A 20828-nucleotide genomic window follows, 5' to 3' on the forward strand; every position below is an offset into this window, starting at 1 on the left:
TCGTGCTTTCTTCGTAGGGTATTACCCGGCTGCCTGGATAGACTTCCGTTAACAGCGTGACGGGGGACAACGAGATGAACTGGCAGCCTTTTCGCGGTAATGCACCGGCAAACATGACCATTTACAGCGCCGCCTTCCCCGACGTGAGCGACCAGTGGCCGATGAAGGACGACACCGCCCGCGAGATCAACGCCCTCAACCAGGCGCTGAAAGCCGAGCCTGCTCTCCTGCCGCCGCTGCTGGAATCGGAAGAGGGCGGGCAGACGGTGCTGATCCCCCAGCACCGCTACTCTGAGCAGGCCTACCGCAACCGCCCGGCGCTGGCGGCCTGGCGCACGCGGCTTGTTCCCTCCGCGCTGGCGCTGTTTGCCGTGCAAAACCCCCTCGAAGAGCGCCTGCCGGAAGGCACTAAAATGGACAGCGAGAGCCGCCGGTGGTTTATCCACGCCAACGATGCCATCGGGATACGCTCCCGGGCGAAGGTGCTGGCGGCGATGGTGGAGAAATACATTCATAACGATATCGAAAACGGCTGGATAAGCCTCGCGAGCGGCGCGGCGATCCCCGTGCTGGAGGCGCTGCGCTCCGCGAAGCTGGACGGTCAGCAGGTCTTTTTGTCGCTGGTGGATAACGATCCCGTCGCCCTGCGCTGGGCAGAAACGATGGCGGCGCAGGAGGGCCTGACCGTCGGCGAACAGCTCACGCTGCTGCGGCGTAACCTGGTGCATACGCTGGTGCGCAGCGAGGATTTACTGCTGGAGCTGGGCGAGCATCAGGCCGAGCTGGTCGACGCGCTGGGGATTTTCGAATACTTCAACGACGTCGACGCGGTGATTTTCCTCCGGCGCGCCCTGCGGCTGGTCAAACCCGGCGGGGCGGTGATTGTGTCGAACATGCTCACGACCAGCCCGCAGATCGACTTCGCCCTGCGCTGCATCGGCTGGTCGCACATTTTCCCGCGCACCTTGCAGCAGCTTCAGGAGATCCACATCGCCGCGGGCGTGCCGGTGGAAAACGTCACCGTGGTGGTGCCGAAAGACGGGGTGTATGCGGTGATGGAGGTGCGGGTGTAGTCTGGTTGAATTTTGATTTAAACGGATTTTTATATCATCATCTTCATTATGAAAATTGAAACCGCAGTACCCGCACAGTTTGAACGACTCGTCGCGATCTGGGAGTCCTCCGTTCGCGCCACTCACCACTTCTTGCAGGAAAGCGATATTGCCGCCCTGCGGCCGCTGCTGCTCAACGCGTATTTACCCAACCTCAAGGTCGTTATTGCCCGCGATGAATCCGGCGTTATTCACGGCTTTTTAGGCGTGGATGAAAACCGCATTGAAATGCTGTTTGTCGACGACGCCAGCCGCGGCAAAGGCGTGGGCAAATTATTGCTTAATTACGCCGTCGAACACTTCGGCGCGAACGAGCTGGATGTTAACGAGCAAAACCCGCAGGGCGTCGCGTTTTATCAGCACATGGGGTTCGAGCAGATCGGGCGCTCAGAAGTGGACGGGCAGGGGAATCCGTTTCCGTTGCTGCATATGCGCTTGGGGAAATAGGGTTTGCTCAAATTGCAGTTGTTCGGCAAAAGCGAACAACTGCAATGTTACTTGTGGGAATTCAATCACTCTTTATTCATATCGTTCTGCTGCTTAAATATCAAACGCTATATGCTTACCGTCCGGAAGCTCCACATCGATGCGGAGTTTGCCGCCCATGGCTTCAATGTAGCGCTTAAGCGTGGCAATTTTTAGTTCATTGCCGCGCTGCTCCAGTTGTGTGATTGCGGGCTGGCTGATCCCCATGACGCTGGCGACGTGTTTTTGCGACAGCTTTAACTCTTCGCGAACCAGTTGCAGACCGGTTTCGAGAATTAATTCTTCAGCCATCCCTCTGATTCGCTGCTGGCTTTCGGGCGAACGGGATGCAATCGCTTCGTTTAAGGTTTTCATTTTGTTGCCTCCAGTACTGTCAGATGGGATGTGAATTCCTGATCTGCAATACGAATGAGCTTTTCATAAAAGTACTTTTTATTACTCTTATCACCCGCGCAAAGGACGATAGCCTGGCGTTCGGGATCAAAAGCAAAAAATGCACGAACCGGGCGGCCAGCATACTGAATACGTAACTCCTTCATATTCTTATACTGTGAACCTTTGACTGTATCGACGTAAGGGCGAGGAAGATGGGGTCCATAATTTTGCAGGTTTAGCAGATCTGCGAAGATCTTCTCCTGTAATCCTTCATCCTGCTCGTTTAGCCATTGCTCAAATACCCTTCCCAACAGAACCGTCCACATACTTTCGTCCATGATAAGCTGTAGCTTATAAAAAGAATATAAGCTGTAGTTAATAAATGCAATGGCTGCCAACGGTAGCCAGCTCTCGTTTGTGGGGAGTATGTCAGAAGCAGGCTAACAACCAGATCGCGGCATCGTGTTTATGCGAGCAGCTTTCCAGCATATTTTGCTATCCCTTCAGACATGGAACTAATGGGCCAATGCACCCTGGATTTCTGTCAACTTTGCTTGCGCGAGCTTGTAATCGTCCAGCAGCTTCTGCTCGTTCTCGCTATACGCCATCAACACGATGCAGCCTTTCATCACCTTCACCGTGACCTGATGCCCGGTTTCAAACCCCGCCGTGCGCAGCCATTTGCCGGAATGAATAATATTGGGCGTGGATTTGTCGTGAACCTTCGGGCGATATCCCACAATTAACGAACGCTCGGTTCCGCTTTCGTCGGTGTCTGGGGTAGAATGCGAATCAGCCATAATCAACTCCTTGATAGTTGGTGAGGTTAGACGCCCTTGGGTGCTCCAACACTGCGGGGCGTTGTTAGAATTCCTAATTCATGTGGTAGGTACCACATGCAGATAAACTAACCGAAGTGGTACCTACCATGCAAGAGAAAAAGAAACCAAATTTTGACCGCGCCAAGAGCACCATGAAGAACATTCGATTTGAGGATGAGCTTTTAGAGCAGATTGAGAAAGCGGCGGGGAAAGGGAATTTTAGTAAGTGGGTTAAAGAGGCGTGCAGAATACGACTCCAAAAAGAATAATTTAACTTCTAATTTCTTTGAAATAGAACTTATCACATAGCTAATAATTTTATTATTAGCTATCAATGATTAAAGTTATATAAAAAGATATTGCATCTTATTCATTTTCAACCAAATTTATCTTTAAATTTCTGAGAGCTCACTCGACGTTTCATTTTTCCATTGCAGTTGGGACACAAGTGTTGTTTCTTACCGTCTATTGTCCAGGTATGATATTTTTTTTTGAAAGTTAATTCACACACATCACATCGACGGGGTTTAAATATAGCACCAATAATACCTAATAGAACGAACCCACCAATTATCCATTCCACAATGTCAATCCTTAACTGTTTGTTATTAAAAGAAATAGCAGAATAACATTTGGCACTTAATACAATAAGTGATCAAATTCACATTGTGTTGAATAAAGAATCTTGATCTATAACTGAAAGGCTTTAGGAAAAGGGTATAGCAGATAAAGCGAGAACTTTTGGCGGAAGATCACAGGAGTCGAACCTGCCCGGGAACGCTGGCGCCCCCAACTGGATTTGAAGTCCAGCCACCTCACCGGAGATGACGATCTTCCGCGCCTCGATTGCTACATGGAGGCGGGGCGCATTATAGCTACTTTCAGTCATTTACCACATACCCAGACCCACTTTTTTCACGCCTCTTTTGACCTGCATTACCCCCTTTCGGTTAATTCCTAAGAAAATCCTCAGGTTAGCAATTTGTGCCGATCAACTTTTAACGCGATCACAAAAAGAAAGAAACGTAACCAGCTAACCAGATTTCAGAATACCCGCTCCTTCATCAATGGTTTACAACCTGTGTAACCGGTCTCAGCGCCCCCTACAGCGTGAAGGATAAAAAAAGATGAGCGAAGTGTTGTCCGTTAAAGAGAAAATTGGCTACGGCATGGGCGATGCCGCAAGCCATATCATTTTTGATAACGTTATGTTGTACATGATGTTTTTCTATACCGATATCTTCGGTATCCCCGCCGGGTTTGTCGGCACCATGTTCCTGCTGGCGCGCGCGCTGGACGCGATTTCCGACCCGTGCATGGGCCTGATTGCCGACCGTACCCGCAGCCGCTGGGGGAAATTCCGTCCGTGGATCCTGTTCGGGGCGATTCCCTTTGGCATCGTCTGCGTGCTGGCGTACACCACGCCGGACCTCAGCCATAACGGCAAGCTGATTTACGCCGCCGTCACCTATACGCTGCTGACCCTGCTCTATACCGTGGTCAACATTCCCTACTGCGCCCTCGGCGGGGTGATCACCAACGACCCGACGCAGCGTATCTCTCTCCAGTCCTGGCGCTTTGTGCTGGCGACCGCGGGCGGAATGCTCTCCACCGTGCTGATGATGCCGCTGGTCAACCTGATTGGCGGCGAGGATAAAGCCTTCGGCTTCCAGGGCGGGATTGCCGTGCTGTCGGTGGTCGCGTTCCTGATGCTGGCGTTCTGCTTCTTCACCACCAAAGAGCGCATCCAGGTGCCGCCGAGCACCACCTCCATGCGGGAAGATCTGCGCGATATCTGGCACAACGACCAGTGGCGCATCGTGGGCGTGCTCACCATCCTCAATATCCTGGCCGTCTGCGTGCGCGGTGGGGCGATGATGTACTACTGCACCTGGATCATGGGCTCGCCGGAAATCTTCGTCGCGTTCCTCACCACCTACTGCGTCGGCAACCTGATTGGCTCGGCGCTGGCGAAGCCGCTCACTGACTGGAAATGCAAGGTCAGCATCTTCTGGTGGACTAACGCCCTGCTGGCGGTGGCGAGCGTGGCGATGTTCTTCGTGCCGATGCACGCCACGACCACCATGTTTGTCTTCATCTTTGTGATTGGCGTCCTGCACCAGCTGGTGACGCCTATCCAGTGGGTGATGATGTCCGACACCGTCGATTACGGCGAATGGACCAACGGTAAACGTCTTACGGGCATCAGCTTCGCGGGCACGCTGTTCGTGCTCAAGCTCGGCCTGGCGCTGGGCGGCGCGCTGATTGGCTGGATGCTGGCGGGCGGGGGCTACGACGCCGCCGCGAAAACCCAGAACAGCGCGACCATCAGCATCATCATTGGCCTGTTCACCCTGGCTCCGGCAGCTTGCTACGTGCTGAGCGCCATCATCGCCAAACGCTATTACACGCTGAAAACGCCGTTCCTGACCAAAATCATGGCCGAGCTGGCGCAGGGCGCGCGACGCAACCAGCAGGCGTTCGACAACCTGCCGATCAGCAAAGAATTACGGAACTAAGAGGACGATAAGATGAAAATCAGTGATGGAAACTGGCTGATTCAGCCGGGTCTGAACGTAACCTATCCGGTTCAGGTGTTCGACGTTGAGCAGCAGGGCAACGATCTGGTGGTCTACGTGGCGCCGCGCGACGTGCGCGAACGCACCTGGCAGCTCGACACATTGATGTTCACGGTGCGCCTGTTCGCGCCGCAGGAAGGGATTGTCGGGGTGCGTATCGAGCACTTCCAGGGCGCGCTGGACAACGGCCCGCACTATCCGCTGAACGTCCTGAAGGACGTGAAGGTTGAGATTGAAAACAACGCTGAGTACGCCGAGCTGAAAAGCGGCAGCGTCAGCGTGCGGGTGACCAAAGGCGAGTTCTGGGCGCTGGATTTCCTGCGCAACGGCCAGCGCATCACCGGCAGCCAGCTGAAAAACAACGGCTACGTGCAGGATATTCGCACCGACCGCAATTACCTTTTTGAACGCCTGGATCTGGGCGTCGGCGAAACGGTTTACGGCCTCGGCGAGCGCTTTACCGCGCTGGTGCGCAACGGGCAGACGGTTGAAACCTGGAACCGCGACGGCGGCACCAGCACCGAGCAAGCCTACAAAAACATTCCGTTCTACCTGACCAACCGCGGCTACGGCGTGCTGGTGAACCACCCGGAAAACGTCTCCTTTGAAATCGGCTCCGAGAAAGTCTCCAAAGTGCAGTTCAGCGTTGAGGGTGAATACCTGGAGTACTTCGTGATCGACGGCCCGACGCCGAAAGAGGTGCTCAACCGCTATACGCAGTTCACCGGGCGCCCGGCGCTGCCGCCGGCGTGGTCGTTCGGCCTGTGGCTCACCACCTCGTTCACCACCAACTACGACGAAGCGACGGTGAACAGCTTTATCGACGGCATGTCCGGGCGCGACCTGCCGCTGCACGTCTTCCACTTCGACTGCTTCTGGATGAAGGCCTTCCAGTGGTGCGACTTCGAGTGGGACCCGGTGACCTTCCCCGATCCTCAGGGCATGATCCGCCGCCTGAAAGACAAAGGGCTGAAAGTCTGCGTGTGGATAAACCCGTACATCGGCCAGAAATCACCGGTCTTTAACGAGCTGAAAGAGAGGGGCTATCTGCTCAAGCGCCCGGACGGCTCGCTGTGGCAGTGGGACAAGTGGCAGCCGGGGCTGGCGATTTATGACTTCACGAATCCTGACGCCTGCAAATGGTACGCCGACAGGCTGAAAGGCCTGGTGGATATCGGCGTCGACTGCTTCAAAACCGACTTCGGCGAGCGTATTCCGACCGACGTGCAGTGGTTTGACGGCTCCGACCCACAGAAGATGCACAACCACTACGCCTACCTTTACAACGAGCTGGTGTGGAACGTGCTGAAAGAGACCGTGGGCGAAGAGGAGGCGGTGCTGTTTGCCCGCTCCGCGTCCGTCGGGGCGCAGCAGTTCCCGGTTCACTGGGGCGGCGACTGCTACGCCAACTACGAATCGATGGCCGAAAGCCTGCGCGGCGGGCTGTCGATTGGCCTGTCGGGGTTCGGGTTCTGGAGCCACGATATCGGCGGGTTCGAAAACACCGCTCCGGCGCACGTCTACAAACGCTGGTGCGCGTTCGGGCTGCTCTCCAGCCACAGCCGCCTGCACGGCAGCAAATCCTACCGCGTGCCGTGGGCCTATGACGACGAATCCTGCGACGTGGTGCGCCACTTTACGCAGCTGAAATGCCAGATGATGCCGTACCTGTACCGTCAGGCGGCGCTGGCCCGCGAGTTCGGCACGCCGATGCTCCGCGCCATGATGCTGGAATTCCCGGACGATCCGGCGTGCGATTACCTCGACCGCCAGTACATGCTCGGCGATGCGGTGATGGTTGCGCCGGTGTTCTCTGAGGCGGGCGACGTGCAGTTTTACCTGCCGGAAGGCCGCTGGACGCATCTCTGGCACAACGATGAGCTCGAGGGCAGCCGCTGGCACAGGCAGCAGCACGATTTCCAGAGCCTGCCGGTCTACGTGCGGGAAAATACCCTGCTGGCGCTGGGTAACAACACGCAGAAGCCGGACTACGCCTGGAATGCGGGCACGGCCTTCCAGCTGTTTAGCCTAAGCGACGGGGCAATGGCGGTGAGCGAAGTGCCCGCGGCGGACGGTTCCATAGCGTTTACGCTGAAGGCGACCCGCAGCGGCGATACCGTCACCTTTAAGGGTGAAGGCGAGGCGCAGGGCTGGTCAGTGTGTTTGCGTAACGTGCAGCAGGTGGGCGGCGTGAAGGGCGGCTCGCATACCGGCAGCGAGTGGGGCGTGGTGGTGAAAGCCCAGGGGAATGAGGTGGTGGTTCACCTCTGAACTGAAAAAAATGCCCGGTGGCGCTTCGCTTACCGGGCCTACGATCCCATGTAGGCCGGGTAAGGCATCGCCGCCACCCGGCTTTTTACTGTGCCGGCGCCACCGTCGACACCACGCCGCCCGCCATCGTCTGCTGCACCTGCTGTTTATCCATATTCACCGCGCTCAGCGTGCCGTTCACCGTCGGTTTCAGCGGCGCGTTAGCCTGCACGCTGCCGCTGGCGGTGAGCTGAATATTGCCGTCGCCGGAAATCGGCAGCGCAGGCCAGCCCCACTGCTGGATGACGTTCAGCGGCACGCCGCGCCCGTTCAGGCTGACCGAGGTCTGACGTTGCGCAAGCTGCGAAACGGTCGCGGTCGCCTCAAGTATCCCCTTCTCGGTAAAGGCGCTCAGCTCGGTCACGTTAACCGTTGCGGCGTTGGCGTTCAGCGAAAGCGACGGGCGACGCACGTCCACGCGGTTGAAGGTTGCCGCCGCGCCGTTCAGCGTGGCGTTGCCGCCCCACACGCCCCACTGGCGATCTTTCGCGAGCTGTAGCCCCGCGCCGTAGCCGTCGAGGGAGGTGATTTGCCACGGGAACGCCGGGTCGATATCAATCACCAGGTTGCGGCTCAGGCCGAATTTTTTCAGGGTGACGCTGTTGAGCCACTCCGGCAGGGGATCCATCCACAGGGTTTTCCAGTTCTGCGGCAGGGTATATTCCAGCCCGGCGATGGCGGCATCGTCCAGCACCAGGGCCTTACCGTCGCGCAGCCAGTTGCCGGATGTGCGCACCATGCCGCCCTCCCAGCGGGAAGTGAACTGACGCAGCGCAATGCCCTGCGGCGAGAATTCCGCGTTCAGGATCGGGTCAAACAGATGCAGCGAACCGTAGATAAACTCGCTGGCGTTCATCGATAAACGTCCGTCGTCGCTCTGCCAGTCGCCTTTGCTCAGGGTCAGGTTGCGCAGGCTTAAATCGAGATCGGTCACCGCCCAGTCCGGCCCTTGCAGGCGCGCGTCGGTCACCTCCAGACGGCCTATCCGCAATGACGGCAGCGTGGTGACGGGGGAGAAGAAATCGAGCAGCGATTTGTCGCTTTGCAGGCGGATGTCGTTCAGGCGCATAGCGTCGATGATCCAGCTGCCGTCGGCGTTGCGCAGCGCCGAGCCGGTCAGCGAGCCGCGCGCCATATCCGCGCCGATGGTGCTCAGCACCACCTCTTTGCCGTTGAGCTGGCCTTCAATCAGCACGTTGCTGGCAGGCACGCCGTTCAGGGTCAGCGAGCCTGCGCTCATCTGAATCTGCGCATTTTTACCCAGCACGTTGCCTGCCTCCGGCTGCCACGGGCTCACGCCGCCCGTCACCTTTTGCGCGCTCAGCTCCCACTCGGTATTTGGGCTGTTAAAGGCCATGTTGTTGAGCTGGAGTCTGTCTGCCTGGAAGGGCAGCGGCGCGGTCTGCGGCGAGAGGTTCAGGGTGCCGTCGAACAGCGTGATGGTGTCCATATGCAGCGGGTCGGTTATCTGACGGCTGCTCAGACCGATATCCACCTTTTTAGCGACCAGCGTGGCGGGTTTGCCGTCGCGGCCAAAGGTGATGTTTTCCAGAATAAGGTGGGAAGGCGATGAAAAACGGTGATCCATCTGGTCGAAGCTGAGTTCGTAGTCGGTGTTTTCCGTGATCCAGCCACTGACCTGCGAAGCGCCCCAGCGGGTCTGGAGCAGGAAATAAAACGCCAGCACCACCAGCAAGAGGGCCAGCAAAAGGTAAACGAGCAGCTTTCCAATAAATTTCATGGTCTTCCATCCCGTAGAACGCACATAAAGGAGTTATGCACGATTTATGCGCAATCCTCAAGGCGGGAATGGTGTAATTAGATGTCACGGCAGGCATTGACCGCCTGCCGTGAGGACGATCAGTTTTTCTCAGGCGGGAAGACGAGGTTCAGGACGATAGCGGTAATACCGCCCGCCGCAATGCCGGAGGAGAGCAGGTTTTTCACCCAGTCCGGGGCGAACTGCAGGATCATCGGCTGCTGAGACACGCCCAGACCGACCGCCAGAGACAGGGCGATAATCATGATCGCGCGGCGGTTCAGCGGCTCGCGTGAAACAATACGCACGCCGGAGGCCGCGATGGTGCCGAACATCACCAGCGTTGCGCCGCCAAGCACCGGCTCAGGAATGTGCTGCACAAATCCGCTTACCGCCGGGAACAGGCCGAGCACGATCAGCATCACCGCCACCACAAAGCCCACATAGCGGCTGGCGACGCCGGTCAGCTGGATCACGCCGTTGTTCTGGCCGAAGCAGGAGTTCGGGAAGGTGTTGAACACCGCCGAGACAAACGAGTTCAGACCGTTTGCCAGCACGCCGCCCTTCAGGCGCTTCATGTACAGCGGGCCAGACACCGGCTGCTCGGAGACATCGGACGTTGCCGTGATATCGCCGATGGTTTCCAGGGAGGTAATCATAAAGACCAGCATCAGCGGAAGCAGCAGGCTCCAGTCAATGCCCAGGCCGTAATAGAGCGGGGTGGGCACCATAATCAGCGGGCTGTTCGTTGGCGCGGTATTGTCCGGCAGCATGCCCAGCCCCCACGCCAGCAGGTAGCCAGCCGCCATGGCGATCACCAGAGATGCCACGCGCAGGTAAGGGTTACGCTGGCGGTTAAGCAGAATAATGATCGCCAGCACCACGCCCGCCAGCAGCAGGTTTTTCGGCGCGCCAAAGGTATGGTCGGCCATCGCCGCATAGCCGCCGCCGATGGAGGTCAGCCCGACCTGAATCAGCGACAGGCCGATAATCATCACCACCACGCCGGACACCAGCGGGGTGATCACGCGGCGCGCCAGGTGCAGCACGCGGGAGATAATCATTTCGGTGCAGCTGGCCAGCATCAGCGTGCCGAACAGCGCCGCCATCATGGTCGGAACGTCCGCACCGCCGGTTTTCAGCGCTGTGCCGCCCATGATCAGCGGGGCGACGAAGTTAAAGCTGGTGCCCTGAATCGACAGCAGTCCCGAACCCACCGGGCCCCAGGCTTTAATCTGGATAATTGAGGCCACGCCGGAGGCAAACAGGGACATGCTGATGATGTGCTGGGTGTCCTGAGCCGGTAAACCAAGCGCCTGGCAAATCAGCAGCGCAGGGGTGATCACCGCAACAAACATCGCCAGTAGATGCTGGCAGGCGGCAAACAGGGTTTGCGGCAGCGGCGGGCGGTCTTCGAGGCGGTAAATCAGTTCACTGTTATGCTTCTGCGCAATCGGTTGCGCATCAGGAGACTCTATGGTGTTAACGGACATCGGCGGCAATCCCAGGGTGGAAAAGCGGGCATTTTAGCTGACCAGTTGGTAAAAGCAAACGATTGCCACCAAAAAAAGGGAAGAAAACCTCTCCCTCTGTGCAGCTTTTCTACAACCGGTGAAGAAAAGAAATTACACTTTTTGCGCCGATGCTCATGACGAGCGCAACCCGGCCCAGGATAACGCCGCGTGTGTATGGAACACGCGCACTAAAGGAGCCTTCTATGATTCATCTCGATACGTTGTCGACGCTTGTTGCCGCAACGCTGGTCTTACTGCTTGGCCGCAAGCTGGTCCATAGCGTTTCCCTTCTGAAGAAATACACCATTCCTGAACCCGTCGCCGGCGGGCTGCTGGTGGCTCTCGCCCTGCTGGTGCTCAAAAAGAGCATGGGCTGGGAAATCGATTTTGATATGTCCCTGAAAGACCCGCTGATGCTTGCCTTCTTCGCCACCATCGGCCTGAACGCTAATCTGGCGAGCCTGCGCTCCGGCGGCAAAGTGCTCGGCGTGTTCCTGATCGTGGTGGTGGGGCTGCTGGTGATGCAAAACGCCATTGGTATCGGCATGGCCAGCCTGCTGGGGCTGGATCCGCTCATGGGCCTGCTGGCCGGGTCGATTACGCTTTCCGGCGGTCACGGGACAGGGGCCGCATGGAGCAAGCTGTTTACCGAGCGCTATGGTTTTGAAAACGCGACCGAAGTGGCGATGGCCTGCGCCACCTTCGGCCTGGTGCTGGGCGGCCTGATCGGCGGCCCGGTGGCGCGCTACCTGGTCAAACACTCCACCACGCCGAACGGCAGGCCGGACGATGAGCTGGTGCCGACGGCATTCGAAAAACCGGCGGTCGGGCGCACCATTACCTCGCTGGTGCTGATTGAAACCATCGCCATGATCGCCATCTGCCTGACGGTGGGCAAAGTGGTTGCGCAATGGCTGGCGGGCACCGCCTTCGAGCTGCCGACGTTCGTGTGCGTGCTGTTTATCGGGGTGATCCTCAGCAACGGCCTGGCGCTGATGGGGTTCTATCGGGTGTTCGAAAGGGCGGTTTCCGTGCTCGGCAACGTCTGCCTCTCGCTGTTCCTGGCGATGGCGCTGATGAGCCTCAAGCTGTGGGAGCTGGCGTCCCTTGCGCTGCCGATGCTGGCTATCCTCGCGGTTCAGACCCTGTTTATGGCGTTCTACGCCATGTTCGTCACCTGGCGAATGATGGGCAAGAACTACGACGCGGCGGTGCTGGCGGCGGGTCACTGCGGGTTTGGTCTGGGGGCGACGCCGACGGCTATCGCCAACATGCAGGCGATCACCGAGCGTTTTGGCCCATCGCATATGGCGTTTCTGGTGGTGCCGATGGTCGGCGCGTTCTTCATTGATATCGTCAACGCGCTGGTGATTAAGCTGTACCTGATGCTGCCGATCTTCGCCTGAAATCAGGCGTTGGAGTAACGTTCGGTTTCCGGCATCCAGCGTTCAATGAGCGCTGCCGCCTGTTCGGGGTAGCGTTCATGAATGTGGCGCGCAAGGCGCTGAACTTCGGGGATCATGGCCTGATCGCGCATTAAATCCGCCACTTTGAATTCCGCGTTCCCGGTCTGGCGGGTGCCGAGCAGTTCGCCAGGGCCGCGGATCTCCAGGTCTTTTTGCGCAATCACGAAGCCATCGTTGCTGTCGCGCAGCACCTGCAGACGCATTTGCGCCGTTTTCGAGAGCGGAGCTTTGTAGAGCAGCACGCAGTGGGAGGCCACCGCCCCGCGCCCGACGCGGCCGCGAAGCTGGTGGAGTTGCGCAAGGCCCAGACGCTCCGGGTTTTCGATGATCATCAGGCTGGCGTTGGGCACGTCCACGCCGACTTCAATGACCGTGGTGGCGATCAGCAGATGCAAATCACCCTGCTTGAATGACTGCATCACCGCCTGCTTTTCGGCGGGCTTCATGCGCCCGTGAACCAGACCGACGTTCAGCTCCGGCAGCGCCAGCTTCAGCTCTTCCCAGGTGGCCTCTGCGGCCTGCGCTTCAAGCAGCTCCGACTCCTCAATCAGCGTACAGACCCAGTACGCCTGACGGCCTTCCTGCGTGCAGGCATTGCGCACGCGGTCGATGATATCGCTGCGGCGCGTATCCGGAATAGCGACGGTGGTCACCGGGGTTCGGCCCGGCGGCAGCTCGTCGATGGTGGAGGTATCGAGATCGGCATACGCCGTCATCGCCAGGGTTCGCGGAATTGGCGTGGCGGTCATGATCAGCTGATGCGGGTGGAAGCCCTGCTGAAGGCCTTTCTCCCACAGCGCCAGACGCTGATGCACGCCAAAGCGGTGCTGTTCGTCGATGATCACCAGCGCCAGGCCGTTAAACTGCACCTGCTCCTGGAAGATGGCGTGCGTACCGACAATCATCTGCACGTGACCGCTGGCAATCGCCTCCTGCTGCGCAAGTCGGGCCTTGCCCTTTTGCTTGCCGGCAAGCCAGCCCACTTCGATCCCGAGCGGCGCAAACCAGGCGCGGAAATTGTTGGCGTGTTGTTCAGCCAGCAGTTCGGTAGGCGCCATCAGCGCGACCTGTTTGCCGTGTGCAATAGCGCGGAGGGCGGCAAGCGCGGCAACCAGCGTTTTACCGGAACCCACGTCACCCTGTACCAGGCGCATCATCGGCACGTCGAGCGCCATATCGCGCTCAATCTCGGCGGTGACGCGCGCTTGTGCGCCGGTCGGCTTGAACGGCAGCGAGGCCAGCAGCTTATCTTTGAGCTCATCACGCGGGCTTAACGGCTGGGCGTGGAAACGCTGCGCGCCCGCGCGAAGCGCCAGCATGCTCAGGTTATGCGCCAGTAATTCTTCAAGGATAAGCCGCCGCTGTGCCGGATGCTGGCCGCTCTCTAAATCGCTGAGCTGCAGCGACGGCGGCGGGCGGTGCAGCGTGCGCAGCGCCTGCGGCAGGCTCATCATCCCCTGCGCCAGCTCGGGCGGCAGCAGTTCAGTGATGGCACAGGTATCCAGCAGCTCAAGCGCCTGATCGGTCAGCTTGCGCAGCGTCGCCTGCTTAATGCCTTCGGTAGTGGGGTAGACCGGGGTCAGGGTTTCCTGCAATTCCGGCGTGCTGAGGTCGCCCTGCACGCGGTATTCCGGGTGGATGATCTCCGCGCCGTATTTGCCCCGTTTGGCTTCGCCATAGGCCAGCACGCGTCGGCCCGTCGCCAGGCTGTTCTTCATCGCCGCGCTGAAGTTGAAAAAGCGCATGGTGAGAATGCCGGTGCCGTCGCTTATCTGGCAGGTCATCATCCGGCGACCGCCGAAGGTGATGTTGCAGTTCAGCACTTCGCCTTCAACGGTGGCGTAAATGCCGGGCAGCAGATCGCCAATCTTGTACAGCTGAGTGCGGTCTTCGTAACGCAGGGGGAGGTGCAGCAGGAGATCCTGCACGGTGTGCAGGCCAATCTTCGCCAGCTTGCTGCTTTGCGCTGCGCCCACGCCCGTCAGCGTATTGAGCGGAATGGCATCCAGCAGGCGGCCTTTCATCGGCTACCCTGCGTACTGCATGGTGGCCCACCACTCGGCATCGGCTTCGATTTCGCCCTGCGCGTTGACGTGGGGGTAAGGTAGCTGTTTCTGCTTCGCCACGCGGGCCAGCACCGGGTAGCCGCCTTCAAACAGCAGGCGCTGCTGTTCGTCTTCCGGCAGCATACTGCTGCTGCGGTCATACATTCCGGCGTTCTGCCGCTGGCGCTGTGCTTCGTACAAAATGAGAGCGGAGGCCACGGAGACATTCAGGGACTGCACCATGCCGATCATCGGGATGATGATGTCCCGATCCGCCAGATCCAGCGCTTCCTGGGTGATCCCGGTTTTCTCCTGACCCATCAAAATGCAGGTCGGGCGGGTGTAATCAATTTCGCGAAAGTCGACGGCTTTATCGGAAAGGTGGGTGGCGAGGATCTGCATACCGCGGCCTTTCAGGTGCGATACGGCGTCGCCGATAGTTTCATGGGATTTAACCGATACCCAGCTGTTGCTGCCTGCGGCGGCGGAAAGCATGGTTCGCATCCGGCTGCCAGACCAGACGGCGTGGACTTCATGCACGCCCACAGCGTCTGCGGTACGGATAACGGCAGAAACGTTATGAGGCTTGTGGACCTGCTCCATGCAGACCGTCAGATCAGGCTGACGCCTGGCGAGCATCTCACGGATACGCTCATAACGTTTTGAATTCATTATCCTAGTTTCGGTTTCGGGTGACTTTAATCACGTCCGGCATGACGCGGATCTTGCGCATGATGTTCGCCAGATGCACGCGGTCACGGGCCGTCAGGCGAATAAACGCGCTGTACACGCGGCCATCTTTTTCTTCCGTGTTCAGGCTCTGAATGTTAGAAGAGGCCGTGTTGATTGCCGCCGTCAGGTTCGCGAGCGCACCCTGATGGTTGAACATATCGACCTTAATTTCGGTGATAAATTCTTGTGCAGTCTCTTTATCCCACTCAACCGCCATGAACTTCTCAGGCTCTTTCTGGTAGCCACGGATGTTACGGCAGGATTCGTGGTGGATAACCAGCCCTTTACCCGGACTGACGTGCGCAATGATCGGGTCGCCAGGAATCGGTCGGCAGCATTTGGCGAAGGTGATAAGCACCCCGTCAGCGCCTTTGATCGGCAGATGACCGTGACCTTGCGTGGTTGACGGTACCGCGGCGGCATCGCCCTGCTGCAGGTTTTTCGCCACCACCACGCTCATGGCGTTGCCGAGGCCGATTTCTGCCAGCAGATCGTCAAGCGACGCCAGCTTCATGCGCTCCAGCTCGCGCTGGATATTCTCTTTCGGGATCTCGGCCAGCTTACGGCTGCCACCCAACGCGTGGTTGAGCAGGCGGCGACCCAGGCTGACGGAATCATCGCGCTTGAGGTTTTTCAACAGCTGGCGGATTTTGGCGCGCGCTTTGGAGCTGACGACAAAGTTCAGCCATGCCGCGTTCGGACGTGCGCCCGGCGCGGTGATAATTTCCACCGTCTGGCCGCTAAAGAGCGGCTGAGACAGCGGGTAAGGCTGTCTGTCGACGCGTGCGCCCACGCAGGCATGACCGATATCGGTATGTACCGCGTAAGCGAAGTCGACCGGCGTCGCACCAGCAGGCAGCTCGACAATGCGCCCTTCTGGTGTGAAAACGTAAATCTCATCCGGGAAGAGATCGGATTTAACGCTCTCGATAAATTCAAACGAGCTGCCGGCGCTCTGCTGCAGTTCCAGCAGGCTTTGCATCCAGCGCTGGGCGCGGATTTGTGCCGTGGTGCTGCTTTCGCCACCGTGCTCTTTGTACGCCCAGTGTGCTGCCACACCCATTTCCGCCATCTGGTCCATATCTTCGGTGCGAATCTGCACCTCAACAGGAACACCGTGAGGGCCAATCATCGAGGTGTGCAAAGATTGATAGCCGTTCGCTTTTGGAATGGCGATGTAGTCTTTAACGCGACCCGGACGCGGCTTGTACAGGCTGTGCATCTGGCCCAGTACGCGATAGCAGGTGTCGGAATCGTGGACGATCACGCGAAACGCGTAAATATCCATGATCGAGTGAAAACGCTGCTCTTTGAGCACCATTTTGCAGTAGATGGAGTACAGATGTTTTTCGCGACCGCTGACGCGGCACGGAATGCCCGCTTCCTGTAAACGCCCTTCGATTTCAGAGAGGATCTTTTGAATCATCTCTTTACGGTTACCACGTGCGGCTTTCACCACCTCTTTAATCACGCGATAGCGGTTCGGGTATAACGCTTCAAAACCCAGCTCTTCCAGCTCGGTTTTAATGTGATGAATACCTAAACGGTGCGCCAGCGGGCTGTAGATTTCGAGAGTTTCACGGGCAATGCGGCGACGTTTATCCGGGCGAAGTGAGCCCAGCGTGCGCATGTTGTGGGTACGGTCAGCGAGTTTGATGAGTATGACGCGGATATCCTGCACCATCGCCATAATCATCTTGCGGAAGTTTTCGGCTTGCGCCTCTTTCTTGTCGCGGAATTTAAGCTTATCAAGCTTAGACACCCCTTCCACCAGTTCGGCAACGCTTTTGCCAAACAGCTGTTCCATATCCTGGTAGGTGGCGGGGGTATCTTCGATCACGTCATGCAGCAGCGCGGCCATCAGCGTTTCATAGTCGAGTTTCATCTCGGCCAGAATACAGGCCACCGCTACCGGGTGCGTGATATAGGGTTCACCGCTTGAACGTGTCTGACCCTCGTGAGCGTCACGTGCAACGAGATACGCCTGCTGAAGACGCTTAATTTGGTCTTCTGGCAGGTAGTTTTGAATCAGCTGATTCAGGCTTTCAAACAGATACAAGGGCGACCCGCAGGTTTAATTAACGACGACCTTCAGCAATGGCGGTTACGGCCTGCAGTTCTGCGGCTTCCTGCTCTTGCTGCTCCTGGCGTTCACGAACATCGAGGATCTGGTTGTTGATCAGACCTTCTTCAATTTCGCGAAGTGCAATAACGGTGGTTTTATCGTTTTCTTCCGGTACCAGCGGATCTTTGCCGCCTACCTGCATCTGACGAGCGCGACGCGCGGCGACCAGTACCAGGTCAAAACGGTTACCAATTTTCTCTACAGCGTCCTGAACAGTTACGCGTGCCATACTTAAAATGCTCCACAGGTGAAGAAATGACTGGGCATGATACTGAAAGTGGGTTCAGTCTGCCAACAGTTTGGTGATTAATGCGTCATGTCGCTGTTTTTGGCGGCTCATACGCAGACGTTCTGCACGAAGGATGGTTTTGAGATCGCTGAGCGCGGCATCGAAATCATCATTCACAATAAGGTAATCATATTCCGCGTAATGGCTCATTTCTGCAACTGCCTGTTCCATACGCTTCGCGATCACTTCTTCGCTGTCCTGACCGCGGCCACGCAGGCGGCGATCAAGCTCATCTTTAGACGGCGGTAAAATAAAGATACTGCGCGCCTGCGGCATTTTCTGACGGATTTGCTGCGCACCCTGCCAGTCGATATCAAGGAACACGTTCACGCCGGTCGCCAGAACCTGTTCGATGGTTTCACGGGAGGTGCCGTAGTAATTGCCAAAGACCTCTGCGTGTTCCAGAAACGCATCCCTGCCAATCATCGCTCTGAATTCGTCGTGATCAACAAAGAAATAGTGTTCACCGTGCACTTCACCAGGACGCGGTGCCCGCGTGGTGTGAGAAACAGAAACCTGTGTGTCGTACAACGGTTGGGTTTTTAACAACGCCTGAATAAGGCTGGATTTACCCGCGCCACTAGGGGCAGAAACAATATAAAGCGTGCCTTGAGCCATGAGAGTCTTTTGTATGTGTTAGCGAAGAAGTCTTACATACGGGCTTATTATACACGTCACCGCACTGTGACGTAGCCCTTGTCACACTTTTTCCCCTTGATTATTGAATTTTGCGTACCGTTTTCCGGATTTATGCCCGTTTTGCTGCAACAAAAACAAACCCTGGATAGCGCCTCGCAAAACGCCACTTTGCCGTTAGCGCCCTGAAGCGCATCGGGATATACCTTTTGCCAGTTAAAGGAGGGGTAGCGATGTGGCGATGGATTAGCGTGATTATGGGGCTGTGGTGCGGCTGTAGCCAGGCGGTGTGCCCGGTCTGGTCTCCGGCGAAAGCAGAGAAAGAGATTGCCGCGCTTGGGGCCCAGATTGCACGCTGGGACGATGCCTACTGGAAGCAGGGCATCAGTGACGTTAACGACGACGTTTACGACAGGCTCAACGCGCGGTTGAAACAGTGGCAGCGCTGCTTTGGCGGCGAAACGGCGGAGCTTGCGATCCCGGCGCTGACCGGCAGCGTAAAGCATCCCATTGCGCACACGGGGGTACAAAAGCTCGCCAGCAAAGCGGCGCTTTCGCAGTGGATGCGCACGCGCCGCGATCTCTGGATGCAGCCAAAAGTGGACGGCGTTGCGGTGACGCTGGTGTATCGCAACGGTGCGCTTGCGCAGGCAATGAGCCGGGGGAATGGGTTACAGGGCGAGGACTGGACGGAACAGGTGCGCTCGATCCCCTCCATCCCCAAAACGCTGCTGGGCCCGCTGGCAAACAGCGTGTTGCAGGGTGAGCTGTTTCTGCTGAGCGATAACCACATCCAGCAGCAAATGGGGGGAATGAATGCCCGGGCGAAGGTCGCGGGCGCCATGATGCGCCAGACTGACCGCGCGCTTTTGCGCCGCATTGGCCTTTTCATCTGGGCCTGGCCGGACGGCCCGGCAACCATGCAGCAGCGTCTTGCCGCGTTTAAAGAGGCTGGTTTCCCCCATACCGTGCGTTACACGCTGCCTGCCCGTTCTGTAGAAGACGTCGATAAGCAGCGCTCGCGCTGGCTAACCTCACCGCTGCCGTTCGCAACGGATGGCATTGTGGTTCGTTCAGCGACTGAGCCAGCGGGTGAGCGCTGGCTCCCCGGTGAAGGACACTGGGTGGCGGCATGGAAATATGCGCCGGTCTCGCAAATTGCGCAGGTCAACGAGATCCGCTTCACCGTGGGACGAACGGGCAAAGTGTCGGTTGTCGCCACGCTTGAGCCGGTACTGCTGGACGGCAAGCACGTGCGCCGGGTGAGCCTGGGATCGGTCGAGCGCTGGCAGAGGCTGGATATTGCACCGGGGGATCAGATCCAGCTAAGCCTTGCCGGGCAGGGCATTCCCCGATTTGATAAGGTTGTCTGGCGCGGTCAGCTTCGACAGAAACCGCAGCCGCCAGCGACACGCTACAATTCCCTGACCTGCTTTTATGCGTCTCCGGGCTGCATGGAGCAGTTTATCGCCCGGCTGGCGTGGCTAAGCTCGAAGCAGGGGCTTGATATCGAGGGCGTAGGGGAATCCGGCTGGCGGGCGCTGCACGATGCCCATCATTTTGAACATCTCTTTTCGTGGCTTGCGTTAACTCAGGCCCAGCTGCAGGCCACGCCGGGGTTTTCTGCCGCACGTGGGCTGGCGCTCTGGCATCGATTTAACCTGACCCGTGAGAAAACCTTTATCCGCTGGGTCACGGCGATGGGAATACCGCTGGCGCGCGCCTCGCTCAGCGCCGTTGCCGCAACGTCGTGGCAGGAAATGAGTCAGCGAAATGCGACGGACTGGCGGGCACTGCCGGGAACGGGCGAAGAAAAAGCGCGGCAAATCGTTAACTGGCTGCATCAGCCGCAGATTGATGCGCTGGCAAAGTGGCTTGCGGAGCAGCGCATCAAGGGGTTTTAGCTCAGTGGGCGTTGTGTTTGTAATGAAACACGGGCAGGCCGAGCTTCAGGCGTAGCGCCAGCATGCGGGCGGTAAAGCCGAACAGCAGCGTGGAGATCACCACGACGTCGTGATTAGAAACATAGTGCTGCAGGGCAACGTACAGCACCGCCGCCGCGAAGGAGATCCCGGCATAAAGCTCTTTCTGAAACACCAGCGGGATGCGTTTGCAGAACATATCGCGCAGCACGCCGCCGAAGACCCCGGTGACGACGGCGGCGATGGTCGCGATGACCGGGCCTTCGCCCATATCGAGTGCAATCTGCGCCCCGATGATGGAAAAAACGATAAGGCCGAGCGCATCCAGCACCAGAAACAGCTTGCGCAGATGGGGCATGACGGGCGCCACAATCGTGGTCAATACCGCCGCGGTTGCGACGATGATGACGTATTCCGGATTCTTCACCCAGCCCAGCGGGTAATGGCCGAGCAGGATATCGCGCACGGAGCCGCCGCCGAGGGCGGTTGCGGTGGCAATAATAATCACGCCGAAGGTGTCCATACGGCGGCGTCCGGCTGCCAGTGCGCCGGTCATGGCCTCAGCGGTGATGCCGATGAGATAGAGAATGTGAAGCAGCATATAACCTCCGGAGTGAAGCCGTGGAGGTTAGCGATTTGTGCGCAGGATCACGATTG

General features: G+C 58.0%; 18 protein-coding genes and 1 tRNA gene. 7 read left to right on the forward strand and 12 right to left on the reverse strand.

The window, feature by feature from the left end; genetic code table 11:
* Window positions 1-74 precede the first annotated feature (74 nt).
* Window positions 75-1073: a class I SAM-dependent methyltransferase gene (locus AB6V08_RS11300; RefSeq protein ID WP_368542746.1), complete on the forward strand. Its 999-nt coding sequence runs from the start codon at window positions 75-77 to the stop codon at window positions 1071-1073.
* Between the two features lie 48 nt (window positions 1074-1121).
* The gene (locus AB6V08_RS11305; RefSeq protein ID WP_368542747.1) at window positions 1122-1559 is read left to right on the forward strand and encodes an acetyltransferase; all 438 of its coding nucleotides are present in this window, start codon (window positions 1122-1124) and stop codon (window positions 1557-1559) included.
* A gap of 93 nt (window positions 1560-1652) precedes the next feature.
* On the opposite strand, the gene AB6V08_RS11310 is transcribed toward AB6V08_RS11305, so the two are convergent.
* The 3 genes from AB6V08_RS11310 to AB6V08_RS11320 form a co-directional block, all read right to left on the reverse strand.
* Window positions 1653-1952, reverse strand: a complete 300-nt coding sequence (locus AB6V08_RS11310; RefSeq protein WP_315687450.1) for a helix-turn-helix domain-containing protein — start codon at window positions 1950-1952, stop codon at window positions 1653-1655.
* The gene (locus AB6V08_RS11315; RefSeq protein WP_368542748.1) at window positions 1949-2299 is read right to left on the reverse strand and encodes a type II toxin-antitoxin system RelE/ParE family toxin; all 351 of its coding nucleotides are present in this window, start codon (window positions 2297-2299) and stop codon (window positions 1949-1951) included. The genes AB6V08_RS11310 and AB6V08_RS11315 overlap by 4 nt, the downstream gene beginning before the upstream one ends.
* A gap of 189 nt (window positions 2300-2488) precedes the next feature.
* The gene (locus tag AB6V08_RS11320; protein ID WP_368542749.1) at window positions 2489-2773 is read right to left on the reverse strand and encodes a SymE family type I addiction module toxin; all 285 of its coding nucleotides are present in this window, start codon (window positions 2771-2773) and stop codon (window positions 2489-2491) included.
* Window positions 2774-2901: 128 nt separating this feature from the next.
* Between AB6V08_RS11320 and AB6V08_RS11325 the strand changes: the two genes are divergently transcribed.
* Window positions 2902-3063 carry a YlcI/YnfO family protein gene (locus tag AB6V08_RS11325; RefSeq protein ID WP_368542750.1) on the forward strand — a complete coding sequence of 54 codons (162 nt, stop codon included), beginning with the start codon at window positions 2902-2904 and terminating at the stop codon, window positions 3061-3063.
* 473 nt (window positions 3064-3536) lie between these two features.
* On the opposite strand, the gene AB6V08_RS11330 is transcribed toward AB6V08_RS11325, so the two are convergent.
* Window positions 3537-3631, reverse strand: a tRNA-Sec gene (locus AB6V08_RS11330).
* 290 nt (window positions 3632-3921) lie between these two features.
* Between AB6V08_RS11330 and AB6V08_RS11335 the strand changes: the two genes are divergently transcribed.
* Complete coding sequence (locus AB6V08_RS11335; RefSeq protein WP_368542751.1) at window positions 3922-5313, forward strand: glycoside-pentoside-hexuronide family transporter; 1392 nt, start codon at window positions 3922-3924, stop codon at window positions 5311-5313.
* Window positions 5314-5325: 12 nt separating this feature from the next.
* Entirely contained in the window at window positions 5326-7644 is a 2319-nt protein-coding gene (gene yicI, locus AB6V08_RS11340) for an alpha-xylosidase (protein ID WP_368542752.1), read from the forward strand.
* Window positions 7645-7729: 85 nt separating this feature from the next.
* On the opposite strand, the gene AB6V08_RS11345 is transcribed toward yicI, so the two are convergent.
* Together AB6V08_RS11345 and AB6V08_RS11350 are read right to left on the reverse strand one after the other, a co-directional pair.
* Complete coding sequence (locus tag AB6V08_RS11345) at window positions 7730-9424, reverse strand: AsmA family protein (protein WP_368542753.1); 1695 nt, start codon at window positions 9422-9424, stop codon at window positions 7730-7732.
* 119 nt (window positions 9425-9543) lie between these two features.
* Window positions 9544-10935: an NCS2 family protein gene (locus tag AB6V08_RS11350; protein WP_368542754.1), complete on the reverse strand. Its 1392-nt coding sequence runs from the start codon at window positions 10933-10935 to the stop codon at window positions 9544-9546.
* A 224-nt stretch (window positions 10936-11159) separates the two neighbouring features.
* On the opposite strand from AB6V08_RS11350, the gene gltS reads away from it, so the two are divergent.
* A complete protein-coding gene (gltS, locus tag AB6V08_RS11355; protein WP_368542755.1) occupies window positions 11160-12362 on the forward strand; it encodes a sodium/glutamate symporter in 1203 nt (400 codons plus the stop codon).
* A gap of 2 nt (window positions 12363-12364) precedes the next feature.
* On the opposite strand, the gene recG is transcribed toward gltS, so the two are convergent.
* Genes recG through gmk form a run of 5 tightly spaced genes read right to left on the reverse strand, consistent with a single transcriptional unit; the run spans window position 12365 to window position 18231 of the window.
* The gene (gene recG, locus AB6V08_RS11360) at window positions 12365-14446 is read right to left on the reverse strand and encodes an ATP-dependent DNA helicase RecG (protein ID WP_368542756.1); all 2082 of its coding nucleotides are present in this window, start codon (window positions 14444-14446) and stop codon (window positions 12365-12367) included.
* 3 nt (window positions 14447-14449) lie between these two features.
* Complete coding sequence (gene trmH, locus AB6V08_RS11365; RefSeq protein ID WP_368542757.1) at window positions 14450-15139, reverse strand: tRNA (guanosine(18)-2'-O)-methyltransferase TrmH; 690 nt, start codon at window positions 15137-15139, stop codon at window positions 14450-14452.
* Window positions 15140-15143: 4 nt separating this feature from the next.
* A complete protein-coding gene (gene spoT / locus AB6V08_RS11370) occupies window positions 15144-17258 on the reverse strand; it encodes a bifunctional GTP diphosphokinase/guanosine-3',5'-bis pyrophosphate 3'-pyrophosphohydrolase (protein WP_368542758.1) in 2115 nt (704 codons plus the stop codon).
* 19 nt (window positions 17259-17277) lie between these two features.
* On the reverse strand, window positions 17278-17553 hold the full coding sequence (gene rpoZ / locus AB6V08_RS11375) for a DNA-directed RNA polymerase subunit omega (protein ID WP_000135058.1): 276 nt from the start codon (window positions 17551-17553) through the stop codon (window positions 17278-17280).
* A 54-nt stretch (window positions 17554-17607) separates the two neighbouring features.
* A complete protein-coding gene (gene gmk / locus AB6V08_RS11380; RefSeq protein ID WP_368542759.1) occupies window positions 17608-18231 on the reverse strand; it encodes a guanylate kinase in 624 nt (207 codons plus the stop codon).
* 251 nt (window positions 18232-18482) lie between these two features.
* Between gmk and ligB the strand changes: the two genes are divergently transcribed.
* Complete coding sequence (gene ligB / locus AB6V08_RS11385) at window positions 18483-20153, forward strand: NAD-dependent DNA ligase LigB (protein ID WP_368542760.1); 1671 nt, start codon at window positions 18483-18485, stop codon at window positions 20151-20153.
* Between the two features lies 1 nt (window position 20154).
* Here ligB and AB6V08_RS11390 read toward each other — a convergent pair whose 3' ends face one another.
* On the reverse strand, window positions 20155-20772 hold the full coding sequence (locus AB6V08_RS11390) for a trimeric intracellular cation channel family protein (protein ID WP_368542761.1): 618 nt from the start codon (window positions 20770-20772) through the stop codon (window positions 20155-20157).
* Window positions 20773-20828 lie beyond the last annotated feature (56 nt).

Source organism: Enterobacter soli (assembly GCF_964208575.1).
GTDB classification, from domain to species: Bacteria; Pseudomonadota; Gammaproteobacteria; order Enterobacterales; family Enterobacteriaceae; genus Enterobacter; species Enterobacter soli_A.